A 17,428-nucleotide genomic window follows, 5' to 3' on the forward strand; every position below is an offset into this window, starting at 1 on the left:
GAACGCCTCGTTATTCGATGACGACAAGAGGCTCGTCGAATTCAACCGGTTGACCGTTCTCGACCAGAATGGCCTTGATAGTACCGGATTTGTCTGCCTCGATTTGGTTCATCATTTTCATCGCTTCAACGATGCAAAGGGTATCACCAGCAGAAACTTTCTGACCTACTTCGATGAAGGCTTTAGCATCTGGGCTCGGGGTGCGGTAGAAAGTACCGACCATTGGGGAGCGCACGATGTGACCACTGATGGCTGCGGGTGCAGCGGCTTCAGCAGCCGGTGCCGGTGCTACAGCGTTAGCCAATGCTGGCTGCTGTGGCGCGGCAAAAGCATAAGGCTGTTGCATCATTGGGTAGCTTGGTGCGGCTGTAGCACGACTGATACGTACTGATTCTTCACCTTCTGAAATCTCCAGCTCGGAAATGCCAGATTCTTCTACCAGTTCGATCAGTTTCTTGATTTTACGAATATCCATGAGTGTGATTCCGTACTCTTTTGCGTTGCAATTAATTGGATTTTGACAAGCGATTGACCGCTGCCTGTAAAGCAAAGTTGTAGCCGTCTGCGCCGAGTCCGCAGATCACGCCAACCGCAATATCGGAGAGATATGAATGGTGACGGAAAGGCTCCCGAGCATGCACGTTAGACAGATGGATCTCGATAAACGGGATCTGAACGCCTAACAGAGCATCGCGTAAAGCGACACTGGTATGCGTAAACGCCGCCGGGTTAATCAGGATGAAATCAGTGTTGCCCCGTGCCTGATGAATTCTGTCTATCAGCGCATGTTCTGCATTGGATTGCAGATGGGATAACGCAACACCCAAATTCTGAGCCTGTGTCTCCAACCCGTTAACAATCTCTGCCAGCGTGGTGTAACCATACTTTTCTGGCTCGCGAGAGCCAAGCAGATTTAAATTCGGGCCGTTCAGAAGCAAAATGTGAAACTTGTCCGCCATTATGCTGGTATCTCCGGCAATTAGTTCGTCATCGTCAAAAATAGCCTGATGCCACCGATTTGTCACCTGTTAACGGTGAAGTTCCCACTACGATCGGAACTAAGGTGGAGCATTATAATGATATCGTAGCAATTAGCAGCTAAATACTGGTCTTATCAGCGAAGATATTCAATAAGAAACATGGTGAACTATACAAAGCCTAACGGATTATCTGGGGTAGAAGAGGGTGAAGTCCCAGCATTTAGCGGCACCATTGGCGAAATTTTTTATAACGCAGTGCTAACAAAATAATTGCTGCGATTGCGTAAATTATCGGCAAGGGTGATAAAGTTTTGACCGACCAAAGATAGTGAATCGGTGCCAGGATGGCGATGAGATAAACGAAATTATGCAATTTTTGCCAGTTAGGTCCCATTTTTCTCTGTGCCCACTGTGTCGATGTAACTGCTAGTGCGAACAGTAATAGCCAGCTAATAATACCTAAAGTTAAATAGGGGCGGGTAACTAATTCTTTCCCCAGCAAACCGATATTGGACAGCCCCAGCTCTAGCACTGAATAACTGGCTAAATGCAGGGTTCCCCAGGCAAAACACCATACTCCCAACAGGCGGCGACAGCGCATCAGCAACGGCTGCTTGCCATAGCGAGCCAGCGGTGTCACCAACAGGGTGGCCAGCAGCAGCTTGAGAGTCATGCGCCCGGTAAAATGCTGAATGTCTTTGGACGGATCGGCGCTGAACCAGCCCTGATCGACGGATAAAATTAGCCAGAAGAAGGGCAATGAGGCGGCCAGCCAGATTGCTACTTTCAACCCTTTGACCTGTTTCAGGCTCAGACGCATTAAAAATTCTCCCGCAAATCCATGCCGCGATAAAGCGAAGCCACCTGATCGGCATAGCCGTTAAATAGCAGGGTTGGCTGGCGCTTAACGTCTAAAATCCCGCCGGAACCGATAAAGCGTTCGGTAGCCTGCGACCAGCGCGGATGATCCACATTGGGATTCACGTTAGCGTAGAAACCGTACTCGTTCGGCGCGCTGAGATTCCAGGTCGTTGGCGGCTGTTCGCGAGTGAGTCGAATATGAACGATAGATTTAATGCCTTTAAAACCGTATTTCCACGGCGTGATCAGACGCAGCGGCGCGCCGTTCTGTGGTGGTAACGTTTTGCCGTACACGCCCAGTGTCATAAAGGCCAGCGGATGCATCGCTTCATCTAATCGCAAACCTTCTACATAGGGATATTTCAACCCGCCGCCCACAAAGCGATCTTTCTGTCCCGGCATCTGATCCGGATCGTACAAGGTTTGGAATGCCACAAAGCGCGCGTTGCTGGTGGGTTCGACTAGCTTTAGCAGTTTTCCTAGCTCGAAACCGATCCAAGGCACCACCATCGACCAGGCTTCCACGCAGCGCATACGATAAATGCGTTCTTCCAGCGGGAAGCGTTTGAGCAAATCGTCGATGCTCAACGTCATTGGTTTGGCGACGTCACCATCGATACGAATCTGCCAATCGCCGGTTTTTAATCCACCGGCGTTAGCGGCCGGGTCGGCTTTATCCAGACCGAATTCGTAGAAGTTGTTGTAGCCAGTCACTTTGTCTTCCGGCGTCAGTTCCCAGTCAGGATGATAGGCTGGCGGCTTACTGAAGGTGAGCGGCTTGCCTGCCGGTGCCTTGGGCTGATCTTTACCTTTAAACCAAGACAGTAGGTCAGCCTGAGCCGAAACCGGCAATGCCAGACTGGCGGCGGTAATACCCAGCGCTTGCAGCACCTTGCGGCGTTGATAAAACACGCTTTCCGGCGTGACGTCAGATTCGGTTAATTTGCGTTGTTTGCTCATGTGATTACTCCATCGGGCAGAGAAAGTCATACTGACCGTAATGGAATAAAGCATGGTGTGAAAAGGCTGTAAAAGCGAGAGGTTAGCAGAAAATATGAAATTTCTGAGATTGGGCGAACGAAACATCCGCCCAATGAAATGACTCTATTTTAATGGGCTAATTAGCGAACTTTAACCAAGGTTCGGCCAGTAACCTGATTTTCCATCAGTTCGGCTGCTACCGCAGGAGCCTGTTCTAGCGTAATTTCACGTCCAGCCTGTTGATAGAAGCTTTCTGGCAACGTTTTCAACAGACGCTCCCAGGCAGCCCGACGGCGCGGTTGCGGTGTCATGACAGAATCTACACCTTGTAAACGCACGTTGCGCAGGATAAAAGGCATTACCGTGGTTGGCAGTTTATAACCCCCGGCCAGACCGCAGGCGGCGACGGTAGAGTTATAGTTCATCTGTGCCAGCACCTTGGCTAGTAAAGTGTCGCCGACGGTATCAATAGCGCCAGCCCATAGCTGTTTTTCCAACGGACGAGATGCATCGCTGAAATCGCTACGCGGCAGAACCCGTTTGGCTCCGAGTGACAGTAAATAGTCGTTATTCGCTTCACGGCCACTGATAGCTGCTACCTGATAGCCCAGAGCTGAAAGCAGAGCAATCGCAGTACTGCCCACGCCGCCGCTGGCACCGGTCACCACAATTTCGCCGCTTTCTGGTGTGACTCCGCCTTCTTCCAGCGCCATCACGCACAGCATCGCAGTGAAACCGGCGGTACCGATAATCATCGCTTTGCGCGCATCCAAACCTGCGGGGAGCGGAACCAGCCATTCACCCTGTACTCGCGCCTGTTCTGCCAGCCCGCCCCAATGGTTTTCGCCTACGCCCCAGCCGGTCAGCAATACCCGCTGGCCAATGTGAAAACGCGGATCTTCGCTGCTGTGAACGGTTCCGGCGAAATCAATGCCTGGCACCATAGGGAACTGACGAATGATTTTGCCTTTACCGGTGATCGCCAGTGCATCTTTGTAGTTCAGGCTAGACCAACTGACATCAACCGTGACTTCACCCGCAGGCAGTTGTTCCGGTGAAATATCACGGACGTTGGCCAAGGTTTTGCCATCGTGCTGTTCGAGTAACAGTGCGCGCATTAGAGGCTCCCTAAGAAGTGCCGTTAACAATGATCGACTAATAACGAACGATCGACTAATAACGATCGAAAATTTCGTATTCATCAGGTTGGGTGACTATACCGGAAACATCAAGTTCGAAGGCTGACCGAGGACAAATTTGGCCTCGATGCTTATATCAGTGACTATGCTTTATGCAGGGTAAGGATGAGGCAATGGATGCGAATTTCGTAAAAAATTGCGTTTTTGTCGTATAAAACATTAAAAAACCAGCGTCCGTGGTCGGTTTTATCATATAGTACCTGCCCTAAAGGAGTGAGGAATACTTTCCATTTAACTGCGGTAGGCAAGGCTGAGGGATGCGATTTACAACCAAACTTTCTGCGTTTATGGCATTACTGGTCGTATTGGCCATGTGTTTAATGTTGTTAGGGAGTACGTTCAGTTTTTTCTACTTATGCCAGAAAAAAATGGAACATCGCCTTAATACTATCGTGACCGCGTACGATCAATCCTTACTAACCGATCCACCTGAAGTTCCGCGTAGCTGGTTGCCGTTGATGATGGGCGCTATTGGCGTGGTTGAAATCAGCGTTGAAAATTCGCAGCATCAATTGTTTTATCTGAAAGTCCTTCCTACTTATACCGCCTGGGATACCAATAGCGGCTATCGCGAACTGTCTCTTCCATTATTACAGCAGCCCGGCAGTTCGATGCGCCTGACTTATATCGATCCGCTCACCAGTTACACTCGTTCAATGTATGCAGCGGTGATTTTGTCGTTGGCGGTGGCGATGATTGCGGTCATTCTGTTTTTAAGTTTTCGCTGGCTGCGGGAACAAACGGCAGGTGAGGAGCAACTGGAGAACCGAGCGCGACGTATTCTCAACGGCGAGCGTGAGAATGTACTGCGCGGTGAAACTCATGAGTGGCCGCCTTATGCCAGCCATGCTCTCGACCGTTTGCTGCTGGATTTGGCGGAAATGCGTGAAGAACGCAGCCAATTGGATACTTTGATTCGCTCCTATGCCGCACAGGACGCTAAAACCGGCCTGAATAACGCGCTGTTTTTTGATAATCAGCTGACTACCCAGCTTGAAGAACCCGGTGCCCACGGCGTAGTGATGATGGTGCACTTACCCGATTTTGATGCGTTAAGTGAGGTTTACGACAAATCACGGGTGCAGGAATTGATGCATTCGATGGTGAATCTGCTTTCCACTTTTGTCGACCGTTATCCTTCCGCACTGCTAGCTCACTACGCCAACAGCGATTTTGCCATTTTATTACCGCATAAAACTCTGAAAGACGCCGATGTGATGGCGGCACAGTTGGTTCATGTGGCGGGTGCCATGCCAGCGCCGCAGATTATCGATCGCGACGCTTTGCTCAATATTGGTATCGTGGCCTATCGCCACGGGCAGGCGGCGGAACAAATTATGGATAATGCTGGACAAGCTACCAAAAATGCGGCGTTGTATGGAGGCAATAGCTGGTATGTCTATGACAATCAGGTGCCGGAGAAAGGACGCGGTAGCGTTAAGTGGCGAACATTGCTGGAAAAAACGCTGGTTAACGGTGGCCCTAGGTTGTATCAGAAACCGGTCATTACCTGTGATGGAAAAATTCATCACCGTGAAATCATCAGCCGGATATTTGATGGCGAACAAGAGCTGATAGCGGCGGAGTTTACTCCGTTGGTACGTTTGCTCGGGTTGGCCGAACGTTATGATCGACAGAAAATAGGTCGGATAATTCCTTTGTTGGCGCTGTGGCCGGATGAAACGCTGGCATTTTCCATAAGCGTTGATTCATTATTGCAACGTTCCTTTAAGCGTTGGCTACGGGATACCTTATTACAGTGCCGGAAAAGTTACCGTCAGCGGATTATCTTTGAGCTGGCTGAGGCGGATGTCTGCCAACATATTGAGGCCCTACGCCCTGTGATTCGATTGTTATTAGGGTTAGGTTGTAGATTGATGGTTTCGCAGGCCGGATTGACGGTGGTCAGTACCTCATATATTAAGTCTTTACGGGTGGAAATGATTAAGTTACATCCGGGATTGGTAAGAAGTATTGATGTCCGCCTTGAAAATCAGCTATTTGTGCAAAGTCTTACTGGTGCCTGTGCCGGTACGAATGTTAAAGTTTTTGCCGCAGAAGTGGTGACCAGGGAAGAATGGGAAACGCTGCTACAGAAAGGGGTTTATGGCGGACAGGGCAATTTTTTTGCTGCGCCGATGCTTTTGAACCCAGAGCAGAAAAAATATTCGTAACAGGGCCATGTTTAGCCTGATCGTTGAGCAAAAATTAACGTAGAATGTCCCAGCCATTTCCGTAGACCGTTGGTAGGCACTTACTTCCGGCGGTAAATCAGGTTAAATGTTAGATTTTATGTGCTGTGTTACACCGTTCGACGCGTCGACTGGGGGGTATAATGAGCCTTTATTCAAGGGTTTTAGTGCATATACCTTATTCAGCGGAACTTGATTGGAATAACGTAGCCACTTTTTCACCGGAGTAGGACGTTTTTGCGCCTTGTCGCTGCTCCGTGTGGTTGGTAAAGTAGGCGGATTTTATTTTTCGCCCCCAGCTTGCAGGATTATCCTTTCGTTATGTTTAAGAAATTTCGTGGCATGTTTTCCAACGACTTGTCCATCGACTTGGGTACCGCCAATACCCTGATTTATGTAAAAGGACAAGGCATCGTACTGAATGAACCCTCGGTGGTTGCTATTCGCCAGGATCGTGCCGGTTCCCCCAAAAGCGTTGCAGCTGTGGGTCATGATGCCAAGCAGATGCTGGGGCGTACTCCTGGCAATATCGCCGCGATTCGCCCGATGAAAGACGGCGTTATCGCCGATTTCTTCGTGACCGAAAAAATGCTTCAGCATTTTATCAAACAGGTTCATAGCAACAGCTTTATGCGCCCAAGTCCGCGCGTATTGGTGTGTGTGCCAGTCGGTGCTACCCAGGTAGAACGTCGTGCAATTCGTGAATCAGCCCAGGGTGCCGGTGCTCGCGAAGTGTTCCTGATTGAAGAGCCAATGGCGGCTGCAATCGGTGCTGGCCTGCCGGTTTCCGAGGCAACCGGTTCAATGGTTGTGGATATCGGTGGCGGTACTACGGAAGTGGCGGTGATCTCACTGAACGGTGTGGTTTACTCCTCTTCTGTACGCATCGGTGGTGACCGCTTTGATGAAGCGATCATTAATTATGTGCGTCGTAACTATGGCTCTCTGATCGGTGAAGCAACGGCTGAACGTATCAAGCACAGCATCGGCTCGGCGTATCCGGGTGATGAAGTGCTGGAAATCGAAGTCCGTGGCCGTAACCTGGCAGAAGGTGTTCCGCGCGGCTTTACTCTGAATTCCAACGAGATTCTGGAAGCTCTGCAAGAGCCACTGACCGGCATCGTTAGCGCGGTTATGGTTGCTCTGGAACAGTGTCCACCAGAATTGGCCTCCGATATCTCCGAACGCGGCATGGTGTTAACCGGCGGCGGCGCATTGCTGCGTAATCTGGATCGTTTGTTAATGGAAGAAACAGGCATTCCGGTTGTGGTTGCAGAAGACCCTCTGACCTGCGTAGCTCGCGGCGGTGGCAAAGCGTTGGAAATGATCGACATGCATGGCGGCGATTTGTTCAGCGAAGAATAGTCAGCCAAAAAAGGAGGGCTGGATCGGATGAAGGTATTGCATCATCAGGTTTAGTGCCTCCTTTTTGTTGTCGAGGAATACGCATAATTTATGAAGCCGATTTTTAGCCGGGGTCCATCCCTGCAACTGCGACTTTTCTTCGCCGTTCTTGCAGCCATTGCGCTGGTTATTGTCGATAGCCGGCTCGGTACGTTCGTTAAAATTCGTACCTATATGGACACCGCAGTTAGCCCCTTCTATTTTCTGGCCAATGGGCCACGTAAAGTTTTAGACAGCGTTTCAGAAACCATCGCAACGCGCCAACAGCTTGAGCTGGAAAATCGTGCGTTACGTCAGGAACTGTTGCTTAAAAATACCGATCTACAGTTGCTTGGCCAGTTTAAGCAGGAAAACTCACGTCTGCGCGAGTTACTCGGCTCTCCGCTGCGTCAGGACGAACAAAAAATGGTGACGCAGGTTATTTCCAGCGGCACCGATCCTTATAGCGATCAGGTGGTGATCGATAAGGGCACCGATAATGGCGTGTATGAAGGCCAGCCGGTGATCAGTGATAAAGGCGTGGTCGGGCAGGTAGTGGCGGTCAGCAAATTCACCAGCCGCGTGCTGTTGATATGCGATGCGTCCCACGCGCTACCGATTCAAGTCTTGCGTAATGACATTCGCGTTATTGCTGCCGGTGGCGGCTGTAGCGACGACTTATTGCTCGAACATTTGCCAAGCAATACTGATATTCGTGTTGGTGATGTTTTGGTGACATCTGGCCTCGGTGGACGTTTCCCAGAAGGTTATCCGGTGGCGGTGGTTTCTTCGGTTAAAGTCGATAATCAGCGCGCCTATACCGTTATTCAGGCTCGTCCAATGGCCGATTTACAGCGTCTGCGTTATTTGCTGTTGCTGTGGGGCGCGGATCGCAATGGCGATTTGCCGTTGCCGCCGAATGAAGTACATCGGGTGGCTAATGAGCGTCTGATGCAGATGATGCCTCAGGTATTGCCAAGCGCCAGCGAAATGGTCGGCCCACCGGCGCCAGCCAGTTTGAATCCGCCTCCGGCGAACGCGCCAGCGGTAAGGGCGACGCCATGAACCGTTACACCAGTAATGGGCGCTGGGTTATCTGGCTATCATTCCTGATTGCAATGGTGCTACAGGTGATGCCGTGGCCAAAAGAAATTTATATGTTCCGCCCGTCATGGCTGACGTTGATCCTGATTTACTGGGTTATGGCATTGCCTCATCGGGTTAACGTTGGCAGCGGCTTTATTCTCGGCCTGATTTTGGATCTGATTTTAGGTTCAACTCTTGGCGTGCGTGCGTTGGCATTGAGCATCATTGCCTATCTGGTGGCCTTTAAGTTTCAGTTATTCCGCAATATGGCGCTGTGGCAGCAGGCATTAATCGTGATGCTTCTGTCGCTAACGATGGATGTTGTGGTGTTCTGGTCAGAATTCTTAGTGATTAACGTTTCGTTCCGACCTGAAGTTTTCTGGAGTAGTTTAATTAACGGTATCTTATGGCCGTGGCTATTCTTATTAATGCGTAAGATTCGCCGTAAGTTTGCGGTGCAATAAGGATTTTTCCAATGACAGCCCTTTATCTGGCCTCAGGTTCTCCCCGTCGGCGTGAACTGCTCGCGCTTCTCGATTTACCGTTTGAAATACTGAAAACGGAAGTGGAGGAACAGCGTAATCCGGGGGAAGCCGCCGAGGACTATGTCCGACGTTTGGCTGAAGATAAAGCGCGCGCCGGAGTGGCGGTTGCCGAGTGGGATTTACCGGTACTCGGTGCCGATACCATTGTGGTGCTTAATGGACAGGTTTTGGAAAAACCGCGAGATGCTGTTCATGCCGCGCAAATGTTGGGTGCGTTGTCCGGGCAGCAGCATCAGGTGATGACCGCCGTTGCATTAGCCGATAAACAGGATTTACTCGGCACAATGGTCGTGACAGATGTGACATTCCGCGTGTTATCTCAACAAGAAATCAGTGACTATATTGCTACCGGTGAACCGATGGACAAAGCGGGCGCTTACGGTATTCAGGGCAAGGGTGGTTGTTTCGTCAGGGCGATTAAAGGCAGTTATCACGCCGTTGTCGGCCTGCCGTTGGTAGAAACCCATGAACTACTGAGTCATTTTTTCGCGCTACGTGATGTGAGAGGAATACATGACAGCTGAATTACTGGTCAATATTACACCGTCTGAAACGCGGGTTGCCTACATCGACGGTGGCATCCTGCAGGAAATTCACATTGAGCGTGAAGCGAAAAGAGGCATCGTCGGTAACATTTACAAAGGTCGCGTTAGCCGGGTTTTGCCTGGAATGCAGGCGGCTTTTGTCGATATAGGCCTGGATAAGGCGGCTTTCCTTCATGCTTCAGACATTATGCCCCACACCGAATGCGTGGCTGGGGATGAGCAAAAGAATTTCAATGTACGTGATATCGCTGAACTGGTACGTCAGGGGCAGGATCTCATGGTGCAGGTGGTCAAAGATCCGCTGGGCACCAAAGGCGCGCGCCTGACTACGGATATCACGCTGCCTTCTCGTTATCTGGTGTTGATGCCCGGAGCGGCGCACGTTGGTGTGTCTCAGCGTATTGAAAGCGAAGCTGAGCGCGATCGTCTGAAAAATACAGTGGCCAGCTATTGCGATGAGCAGGGCGGATTTATTATCCGTACCGCCGCCGAAGGTATTGGTGAAGAAGAGTTATCCGCGGACGCGGCGTTTTTAAAACGTCTGTGGGCCAAAGTACAGCTGCGTAAAAAACGTGATAAAACTAAATGCAAACTGTACGGCGAAATGGCTCTGGCGCAGCGAATTCTACGGGATTTTGCGGGCGCGGCCTTGGATCGCATTCGGGTCGATTCCCGCCAGACCTATGAGCAACTGATCGAATTTACCCGCGAATATATTCCAGAAATGACCAATAAGCTGGAGCACTATTCCGGCAAACAACCTATTTTCGATCTGTATGATGTAGAAAACGAGATTCAACGTTCTCTGGAGCGTAAAGTTGAATTGAAATCTGGTGGTTACCTGATTATCGACCAAACTGAAGCTATGACCACCATCGATATCAACACTGGGGCATTTGTCGGCCACCGTAACCTCGATGAAACCATTTTCAATACTAATATCGAAGCCACTCAGGCCATTGCTCGCCAGCTGCGAATGCGTAACCTCGGTGGGATAATCATCATTGATTTTATTGATATGAGTAATGAAGAGCACCGTCGCCGTGTATTACACTCATTAGAGCAGGCGCTGAGCAAAGATCGAGTGAAAACCAGTATTAACGGTTTCTCTCAGCTAGGATTAGTGGAGATGACCCGCAAGCGCACCCGCGAAAGTATTGAGCACGTGCTGTGTAATGATTGTCCTACTTGTCACGGTCGCGGCACGGTCAAATCCGTCGAAACGGTATGCTATGAAATCCTGCGAGAAATCGTGCGGGTTCACCATGCCTATGATACCGACAGATTCCTGGTCTATGCCTCACCTGCGGTAGGGGAAGCGCTGAAGAGCGAAGAATCCCATGCGCTGGCCGAAGTGGAAATTTTCGTCGGTAAGCAGGTAAAAGTTCAAATTGAACCGCTCTACAGCCAAGAGCAGTTTGACGTGGTGATGATGTAATAAATTTCCGCTGCGCCCCTTGCAGCGGGAAGCAAGGAGAGATGCGTGAGGCGACTGCCCAGGATTTTGTTAGCGACAGGCGCCACAATGATTGTTGTGGTGGCATTGTTGGTGAGTGGGCTTCGTTTGATGTTGCCGCAGCTCAACGACTATCGTGCGCAGCTACAGGCTAAGATTCAGGCCGTCAGCGGAATTCCGCTGGAAATTGGTTTTATTCAAGGCAGTTGGGAAACTTTTGGCCCGACGCTGGAAGTACGGGATCTGCGCGCCCAGTTGCCTGATACCAAATTGCAGGTTCAGCGCATCACGCTAGCGCTGGATGTCTGGCAATCTTTGCTGCACTGGCGCTGGCAGCTACGGGATATGACGTTCCATCAGCTACAGCTGGATTTGGATCGTCCGCTGATTAATCCGGGTGATCAGAACCGTTCTTTTGAATCCAGCCACTTCACCGATATTTTTCTGCGTCAGTTGGATCATTTCGATCTGCGTAACAGCCGCATTTCATTTCTTACCCCTTCTGGTTCCAGCGCCGAGCTGGAAATTCCTCAGTTAACCTGGCTTAACTCGCGTAACCGCCATCGCGCCGAAGGGCAGATCAGCCTATCGACGATTAATGGCCAGCACGGCGTGGTTCAGGTACGGATGGATTTACACGACGATCAGGGCATTCTGAATAACGGCACTGTATATATGCAGGCTGATAATATTGACGTGAAGCCTTGGATCAGCCGCTGGTTGCATAATAATACCGGATTAGACAGCGCCGAATTTAGTCTGGCAGCTTGGCTGACGCTCAAAGGCGGCGATATTTACAGTGGGAATGTGCTGCTAAAACAAGGGCAAGCCGCTTGGACTACTCAAGGTGAACCCCATCAGCTCGCTGTCGATCAACTGGTGGTGGACGCGCGCCGTCAGGGAAATGGCTGGCAGATTGATGCCCCACAGCTGAATTTAACCACTGACGGCCAGGCGTGGCCGCAAGGGAGCCTGTCGGCGCTGTGGTTGCCGGAAAATAATAAACTGCTGGGCCCGGATCAGCCGGAAGAATTACGCCTTCGTGCCAAAGACCTTCAGTTAGAGCGAATTGGGCCGCTGTTACCGACCATTTCTTTGTTTACCCCGGATTTACTGGCCCGTTGGGGAGATTTAAAACCGCAGGGGCATTTGAATGCGCTGGCGCTGGATATTCCTCTAAAACAGCCAGAATTGACCCGTTTTCAGGCTAAATGGCAAGATGTCAGCTGGCAGCATTGGGAACTCTTACCGGGCGTGAATCATTTCTCTGGCACATTGAGCGGTTCCGTCAGCCATGGGCGTCTGGCGGTAAATCTGCACGACAGCATTTTGCCTTACGGTGACATGTTTGGCGCACCGCTGGAAGTCAGCAGCGCTCAGGGCGACATTGACTGGCGCATGGATGATAAAGGCTGGGAGCTGTGGAGCGATAAGCTGGATGTAAAAGCCAAGTCTTTGTGGGCAAACGGTAGTTTCCGTTATCAACAGCCGGAAAAAGGCCAGCCGTGGCTGAATATTCTGGCCGGTATCCGCCTGTATGACGGCGCAGATGCCTGGCGTTACTTCCCTCAGCCTTTGATGGGGAAAGCGTTGGTGGATTATCTGACCGGCGCGATTCAGGGCGGGCAGGTGGATAACGCCACGTTGGTCTATAACGGTAATCCACATTATTTCCCTTATACCCATAACGAGGGTCAATTCCAGGTTTATGTTCCGTTGCGTAATGCGACCTTCCAGTTCCAACCGGAATGGCCAGCGCTGGAAAATCTGGCTATCGACCTGAATTTCCTCAATGACGGCCTGTGGATGAATGCACCGCGGGCAATGCTGGGGAACGTCACCGGCACCAATATCAGCGCCAATATTCCTGATTATCTGAAAGAACGCCTGTTTGTTGATGCGCAGGTAGCGGGGCTAGGCTCGGATGTTCATGATTACTTTAACGATACGCCGCTACATGATTCCGTGGGGAGTGCATTGGATGAACTCCAGGTTGGTGGGGGTGTAAGTGGGCGCTTACATCTGGATATTCCCTTGGTAGAAGGCAATATCACGCACGCTACCGGTGAGGTGACGCTGCACAACAACAGTTTATTGATTAAGCCACTGCAAAGTCAGTTGGAAAATGTCAGCGGTAAATTCCGCTTTAGCGATGGCAATCTGTCGAGCGATGAAATATCGGCTAACTGGTTTGGTCAGCCGCTGACGGTAAATTTCACCACGGAAGAGCAAAAAGACAACTTTCAGGTTGGGGTTAACCTGCGCGGTGACTGGATTCCAGCCAAAATCACCGAGATTCCCGCTGAAATAGCCAAACAGCTGAAGGGTAGCTTCGGTTGGCAGGGCAAAGTTGCGGTGCAGTTGCCGAAGCACGGGGAGCCAAGTTATCTGGTAGATGTCAACGCAGACCTAAAGAAAGTGAGCAGTCGCTTACCGCCGCCGCTAGATACTCAAGGCGGTGAATCTTTGCCGGTGAGCGTTCAGGCCAAAGGTGGCCTCAATGGATTCACGCTTTCTGGTTCAGCGGCAGGAACGAATCATTTTAACAGTCAATGGTTGTTAAAAGATCAGAAAGTCGAATTGAGTAAAGCGGTCTGGCAAACCGACAGCAAAAAAGTCCCGCCATTACCTGCTGAAAAAGGGTTGGTGGTGAATTTGCCCCCTTTGGATGGGGAACGTTGGCTGGCGCTAATTGGCCCTGCGCTAGCATCAGCCTCTCCGCAGGCGTCATCCATGATCGGTAAAAAATCTGCCAGCCAGAGCCAGTTCACATTACCTTCTCGCATTGAGCTACAAACGCCAGAACTGCTGCTGGGCGGCCAGGCTTGGCATAATCTGACCCTGCGGATTGAGCCGCAGCTGAATGGGACAAATATTAGCGCCAAAGGGCGCGAAGTGGATGGCAGCGTGCGCGTAGCCAGCAGCGGGCCGTGGCGGGCAGATATTCGCTATCTCTACTACAACCCGCAGTGGACGGCGCAAGATGTTGATAAACCTTTGTCAAAAGCGGCGTTGCAAGATTCTCCACTAAGTCATGATGTTTCGTTCCGCGATTGGCCAGCGTTGCAGCTTCGCTGTCAAGAATGCTGGGTTATGGGGCAGAATATTGGCAAAGTGAGCGCCGATATCTCCCATAACAACAAAGTGTTAAGTCTTAAGAATGGCCTGATTGAGGTCGCTAAGGCTCGCATGGCGGTTAACGGCGAATGGCAGCAAAGTGCGGAAGGCAATAACACGTCGGTTAGGATGAAGGTTTCTGGCAGTAAAATCGATGACACTCTGTCATTCTTCGGTATTAGCACGCCGCTCAAAGATGCACCTTTTGACGGCAACGCAACGCTGGCATGGCAGGGCGTGCCTTGGCAGCCGCGAATTGAAACCCTTAATGGCAATTTGAGCGCCAAACTAAGCAAAGGTGCCATGGTGAATCTGGGCGGAGGCCGCGCCGGGCAACTGCTGCGGCTGGTCAGCTTCGACGCATTGTTGCGTAAACTACAGCTGGATTTCAGCGATACCTTCAGCCGTGACTTTGCCTTTGATTCGATTCGCGGCACCGCCAGCGTGAAATCTGGCGTGGTGCATACTAACGATCTTTTGATCGACGGTCTGGCGGCAGATATCGCCATGAACGGCAGTGTTGATTTGGTGAAACGCCAAATCAACATGGAAGCCGTTATTACGCCGGAAATATCCGCGACCGTCGGTGTGGCTACGGCATTTGTGATTAACCCGGTGATTGGGGCGGCGGTTTTTGCGGCCACCAAAGTGCTCGGGCCGTTGTGGAGTAAAATATCTCTGATTCGATATCAGATAACCGGTAGTCTGGATCAGCCGGATATCCATGAGGTGTTACGCCAGCTAAAGGAGAATAAGGCACCATGAAAAATGCCAATGTTGCACTTTTACAGCTTTGTAGCGGTGAGCAAACCCGTTCTAACCTAGCTCAGATAGAGCAACAGATTAAGCAGTTGAATTCGGGCATTAAATTGGTGATGACGCCAGAAAATGCGCTGTTATTTGCCGATTCTGCGGCTTATCGTAAACAGGCCGAGCGTCACAATGATGGCCCGTTACAGCAGGCCATCCGTGAAATGGCGCGCCGTTACGGCGTCTGGCTGCTGGTTGGCTCGATGCCGATGATTAGCCGTGAGTCTCCGGATCGCATTACCACGAGCAGCCTACTGTTTGACGATCAGGGTGAATTGCAGGCGCGCTACGACAAAATTCATATGTTCGATGTGGATATCAATGATACACACGGACACTATCGTGAGTCTGATACCTATCAGCCGGGAGAGCATCTAACCGTAGTCGATACGCCGGTTGGGCGTTTGGGCATGACCATTTGTTACGATTTGCGTTTCCCTGGGTTATTCCAGGCGTTGCGCGCGCAAGGGGCGGAAATTATTTCCGTTCCGGCGGCATTTACCCGAGTTACCGGTGAAGCTCACTGGGAAGTGTTACTGCGGGCGCGGGCTATTGAGAACCAATGTATGATATTGGCGCCGGCACAGGTTGGCAGCCATGGGTTAACCCGTCGAACCTGGGGTCATTCGATGGCCGTTGACGCTTGGGGCAAGGTATTAATCGAGAATCCAGATAACGTTTCTGCCCTGAAAGTGAGGGTCGAGGCTAATGGCCTGCAAAAAATACGTAAGCAGATGCCGGTGATGCAGCATAATCGCTTCCAGCCAAGTCTGGTGCCGCCATTCAATGAAGTTTCATCCAATAAAGAGTGAAAATAATATGAGCCTCTCGTTTGTCAGTGAGCAGTTACTCGCTGCTAACAAACTGACCCATCAGGATCTTTCCTCAGTTCTGGGTCAGTTGGCTGAACGCCGCCTGGATTATGCGGATTTATATTTCCAGTCCAGCTATCACGAGGCATGGGTGTTGGAAGACAGCATCATCAAAGATGGCTCTTACAATATCGATCAAGGGGTTGGCGTGCGTGCGGTCAGCGGTGAAAAGACCGGTTTTGCCTATGCCGACCAAATTACCCTGAATGCTTTACACCAAAGTGCGCAGGCTGCCCGCAGTATTGTGCGTGATAATGGGAACGGTAAAGTTCACACCTTGGGCGAGATTGCCCACGCTTCGCTGTATCCTCTGCTCGATCCGCTGCAAAGCTTGCCGCGTGAAGAAAAAATCGCGCTATTGCATCGGGTCGATAAAGTGGCGCGCGCCGCAGATGCGCGGGTGCAGGAAGTGAGCGCCAGTCTGACCGGCGTATATGAATTGATTCTGGTTGCGGCTACAGATGGCACGCTGGCCGCCGATGTGCGGCCTCTGGTGCGTTTGTCTGTCAGTGTGCTGGTGGAAGACAACGGCAAACGTGAACGCGGTGCCAGCGGCGGCGGCGGTCGTTTCGGCTATGACTATTTCTTAGAACCGGTTGATGGGGATGTCCGTGCCGACGCCTATGCCAAAGAAGCTGTTCGTATGGCTTTGGTGAATCTGTTCGCTGTGGCGGCTCCGGCTGGCGCTATGCCGGTTGTATTGGGCGCAGGCTGGCCGGGCGTGCTGCTGCACGAAGCGGTTGGTCACGGTCTAGAAGGCGATTTCAACCGTCGTGGCAGCTCGGTATTCAGCGGTCAAATGGGGCAGCTCGTGGCCTCAGAGCTATGCACTGTGGTGGATGACGGCACTCTGCAAGGCCGCCGTGGCTCACTGGCTATCGATGACGAAGGCGTTCCGGGTCAATACAACGTATTGATTGAAAACGGCATTCTGAAAGGCTACATGCAGGATAAGCTGAACGCACGTTTGATGGGTGTCGCGCCGACCGGCAACGGCCGTCGTGAGTCTTACGCGCATTTACCAATGCCACGTATGACCAATACTTACATGCTGGCTGGTAAATCCACGCCGGAAGACATCATCGCTAGCGTGGAATACGGTCTGTATGCGCCGAATTTTGGCGGTGGGCAGGTTGATATCACTTCCGGTAAGTTTGTGTTTTCTACCTCGGAAGCCTACATGATCGAAAATGGCCGAATCACCAACGCGGTGAAAGGTGCCACGCTGATTGGTTCGGGCATTGAGGCGATGCAGCAAATTTCGATGGTTGGCAACGATCTGGCGCTGGATAAAGGCGTGGGCGTGTGTGGTAAAGAAGGGCAGAGTCTGCCAGTGGGGGTCGGCCAGCCGACGCTGAAACTGGATAATCTGACCGTCGGCGGCACGGCCTGATTTTCGCT

General features: G+C 51.3%; 14 protein-coding genes. 9 read left to right on the forward strand and 5 right to left on the reverse strand.

What is annotated here, in order from left to right:
* Window positions 1–10: 10 nt before the first annotated feature.
* From accB to DBA33_RS04115, 5 genes are all read right to left on the reverse strand, one after another.
* A complete protein-coding gene (gene accB, locus DBA33_RS04095) occupies window positions 11–475 on the reverse strand; it encodes an acetyl-CoA carboxylase biotin carboxyl carrier protein (protein WP_064515437.1) in 465 nt (154 codons plus the stop codon).
* A 31-nt stretch (window positions 476–506) separates the two neighbouring features.
* Complete coding sequence (gene aroQ, locus DBA33_RS04100; protein ID WP_049597986.1) at window positions 507–959, reverse strand: type II 3-dehydroquinate dehydratase; 453 nt, start codon at window positions 957–959, stop codon at window positions 507–509.
* Between the two features lie 241 nt (window positions 960–1,200).
* A complete protein-coding gene (gene msrQ / locus DBA33_RS04105) occupies window positions 1,201–1,800 on the reverse strand; it encodes a protein-methionine-sulfoxide reductase heme-binding subunit MsrQ (RefSeq protein WP_064515435.1) in 600 nt (199 codons plus the stop codon).
* Window positions 1,800–2,801, reverse strand: coding sequence for a protein-methionine-sulfoxide reductase catalytic subunit MsrP (msrP, locus tag DBA33_RS04110; protein WP_120805644.1), 1,002 nt, complete (start codon window positions 2,799–2,801; stop codon window positions 1,800–1,802). Before msrP ends, msrQ begins: the two co-directional genes overlap by 1 nt.
* A 161-nt stretch (window positions 2,802–2,962) precedes the next feature.
* Complete coding sequence (locus DBA33_RS04115; protein WP_064515431.1) at window positions 2,963–3,940, reverse strand: MDR family oxidoreductase; 978 nt, start codon at window positions 3,938–3,940, stop codon at window positions 2,963–2,965.
* A gap of 338 nt (window positions 3,941–4,278) precedes the next feature.
* Here DBA33_RS04115 and csrD point away from each other — a divergent pair, with 338 nt between their 5' ends.
* The 9 genes from csrD (at window position 4,279) to tldD (ending at window position 17,420) form a co-directional block, all read left to right on the forward strand.
* Window positions 4,279–6,195 (forward strand): RNase E specificity factor CsrD, encoded by a 1,917-nt coding sequence (gene csrD / locus DBA33_RS04120; protein WP_064515429.1) that lies wholly within the window; start codon window positions 4,279–4,281, stop codon window positions 6,193–6,195.
* A gap of 339 nt (window positions 6,196–6,534) precedes the next feature.
* A complete protein-coding gene (gene mreB, locus DBA33_RS04125; protein ID WP_002228205.1) occupies window positions 6,535–7,578 on the forward strand; it encodes a rod shape-determining protein MreB in 1,044 nt (347 codons plus the stop codon).
* Window positions 7,579–7,668: 90 nt separating this feature from the next.
* Window positions 7,669–8,661, forward strand: a complete 993-nt coding sequence (gene mreC, locus DBA33_RS04130; RefSeq protein ID WP_049597978.1) for a rod shape-determining protein MreC — start codon at window positions 7,669–7,671, stop codon at window positions 8,659–8,661.
* Complete coding sequence (mreD, locus tag DBA33_RS04135) at window positions 8,658–9,146, forward strand: rod shape-determining protein MreD (RefSeq protein WP_049597977.1); 489 nt, start codon at window positions 8,658–8,660, stop codon at window positions 9,144–9,146. Before mreC ends, mreD begins: the two co-directional genes overlap by 4 nt.
* A gap of 11 nt (window positions 9,147–9,157) precedes the next feature.
* A complete protein-coding gene (locus DBA33_RS04140) occupies window positions 9,158–9,751 on the forward strand; it encodes a nucleoside triphosphate pyrophosphatase (protein ID WP_064515427.1) in 594 nt (197 codons plus the stop codon).
* Entirely contained in the window at window positions 9,741–11,210 is a 1,470-nt protein-coding gene (gene rng / locus DBA33_RS04145) for a ribonuclease G (RefSeq protein WP_064515425.1), read from the forward strand. Before DBA33_RS04140 ends, rng begins: the two co-directional genes overlap by 11 nt.
* Before the next feature lie 45 nt (window positions 11,211–11,255).
* Window positions 11,256–15,110, forward strand: a complete 3,855-nt coding sequence (gene yhdP, locus DBA33_RS04150; protein WP_120805646.1) for an AsmA2 domain-containing protein YhdP — start codon at window positions 11,256–11,258, stop codon at window positions 15,108–15,110.
* Window positions 15,107–15,967, forward strand: a complete 861-nt coding sequence (gene nit1 / locus DBA33_RS04155) for a deaminated glutathione amidase (protein WP_064515421.1) — start codon at window positions 15,107–15,109, stop codon at window positions 15,965–15,967. Before yhdP ends, nit1 begins: the two co-directional genes overlap by 4 nt.
* A gap of 7 nt (window positions 15,968–15,974) precedes the next feature.
* Window positions 15,975–17,420 carry a metalloprotease TldD gene (gene tldD / locus DBA33_RS04160; RefSeq protein WP_064515419.1) on the forward strand — a complete coding sequence of 482 codons (1,446 nt, stop codon included), beginning with the start codon at window positions 15,975–15,977 and terminating at the stop codon, window positions 17,418–17,420.
* Window positions 17,421–17,428: the final 8 nt, after the last annotated feature.

Source organism: Yersinia sp. IP36721 (assembly GCF_003634395.1).
GTDB lineage: Bacteria > Pseudomonadota > Gammaproteobacteria > Enterobacterales > Enterobacteriaceae > Yersinia > Yersinia entomophaga.

Bases quoted from the DNA above. Each gene is read 5' to 3' on its own strand.
- accB (WP_064515437.1), bottom strand. From the start codon at position 475: ATGGATATTCGTAAAATCAAGAAACTGATCGAACTGGTAGAAGAATCT.
- aroQ (WP_049597986.1), bottom strand. From the start codon at position 959: ATGGCGGACAAGTTTCACATTTTGCTTCTGAACGGCCCGAATTTAAAT.
- msrQ (WP_064515435.1), bottom strand. From the start codon at position 1,800: ATGCGTCTGAGCCTGAAACAGGTCAAAGGGTTGAAAGTAGCAATCTGG.
- msrP (WP_120805644.1), bottom strand. From the start codon at position 2,801: ATGAGCAAACAACGCAAATTAACCGAATCTGACGTCACGCCGGAAAGC.
- DBA33_RS04115 (WP_064515431.1), bottom strand. From the start codon at position 3,940: ATGCGCGCACTGTTACTCGAACAGCACGATGGCAAAACCTTGGCCAAC.
- csrD (WP_064515429.1), top strand. From the start codon at position 4,279: ATGCGATTTACAACCAAACTTTCTGCGTTTATGGCATTACTGGTCGTA.
- mreB (WP_002228205.1), top strand. From the start codon at position 6,535: ATGTTTAAGAAATTTCGTGGCATGTTTTCCAACGACTTGTCCATCGAC.
- mreC (WP_049597978.1), top strand. From the start codon at position 7,669: ATGAAGCCGATTTTTAGCCGGGGTCCATCCCTGCAACTGCGACTTTTC.
- mreD (WP_049597977.1), top strand. From the start codon at position 8,658: ATGAACCGTTACACCAGTAATGGGCGCTGGGTTATCTGGCTATCATTC.
- DBA33_RS04140 (WP_064515427.1), top strand. From the start codon at position 9,158: ATGACAGCCCTTTATCTGGCCTCAGGTTCTCCCCGTCGGCGTGAACTG.
- rng (WP_064515425.1), top strand. From the start codon at position 9,741: ATGACAGCTGAATTACTGGTCAATATTACACCGTCTGAAACGCGGGTT.
- nit1 (WP_064515421.1), top strand. From the start codon at position 15,107: ATGAAAAATGCCAATGTTGCACTTTTACAGCTTTGTAGCGGTGAGCAA.
- tldD (WP_064515419.1), top strand. From the start codon at position 15,975: ATGAGCCTCTCGTTTGTCAGTGAGCAGTTACTCGCTGCTAACAAACTG.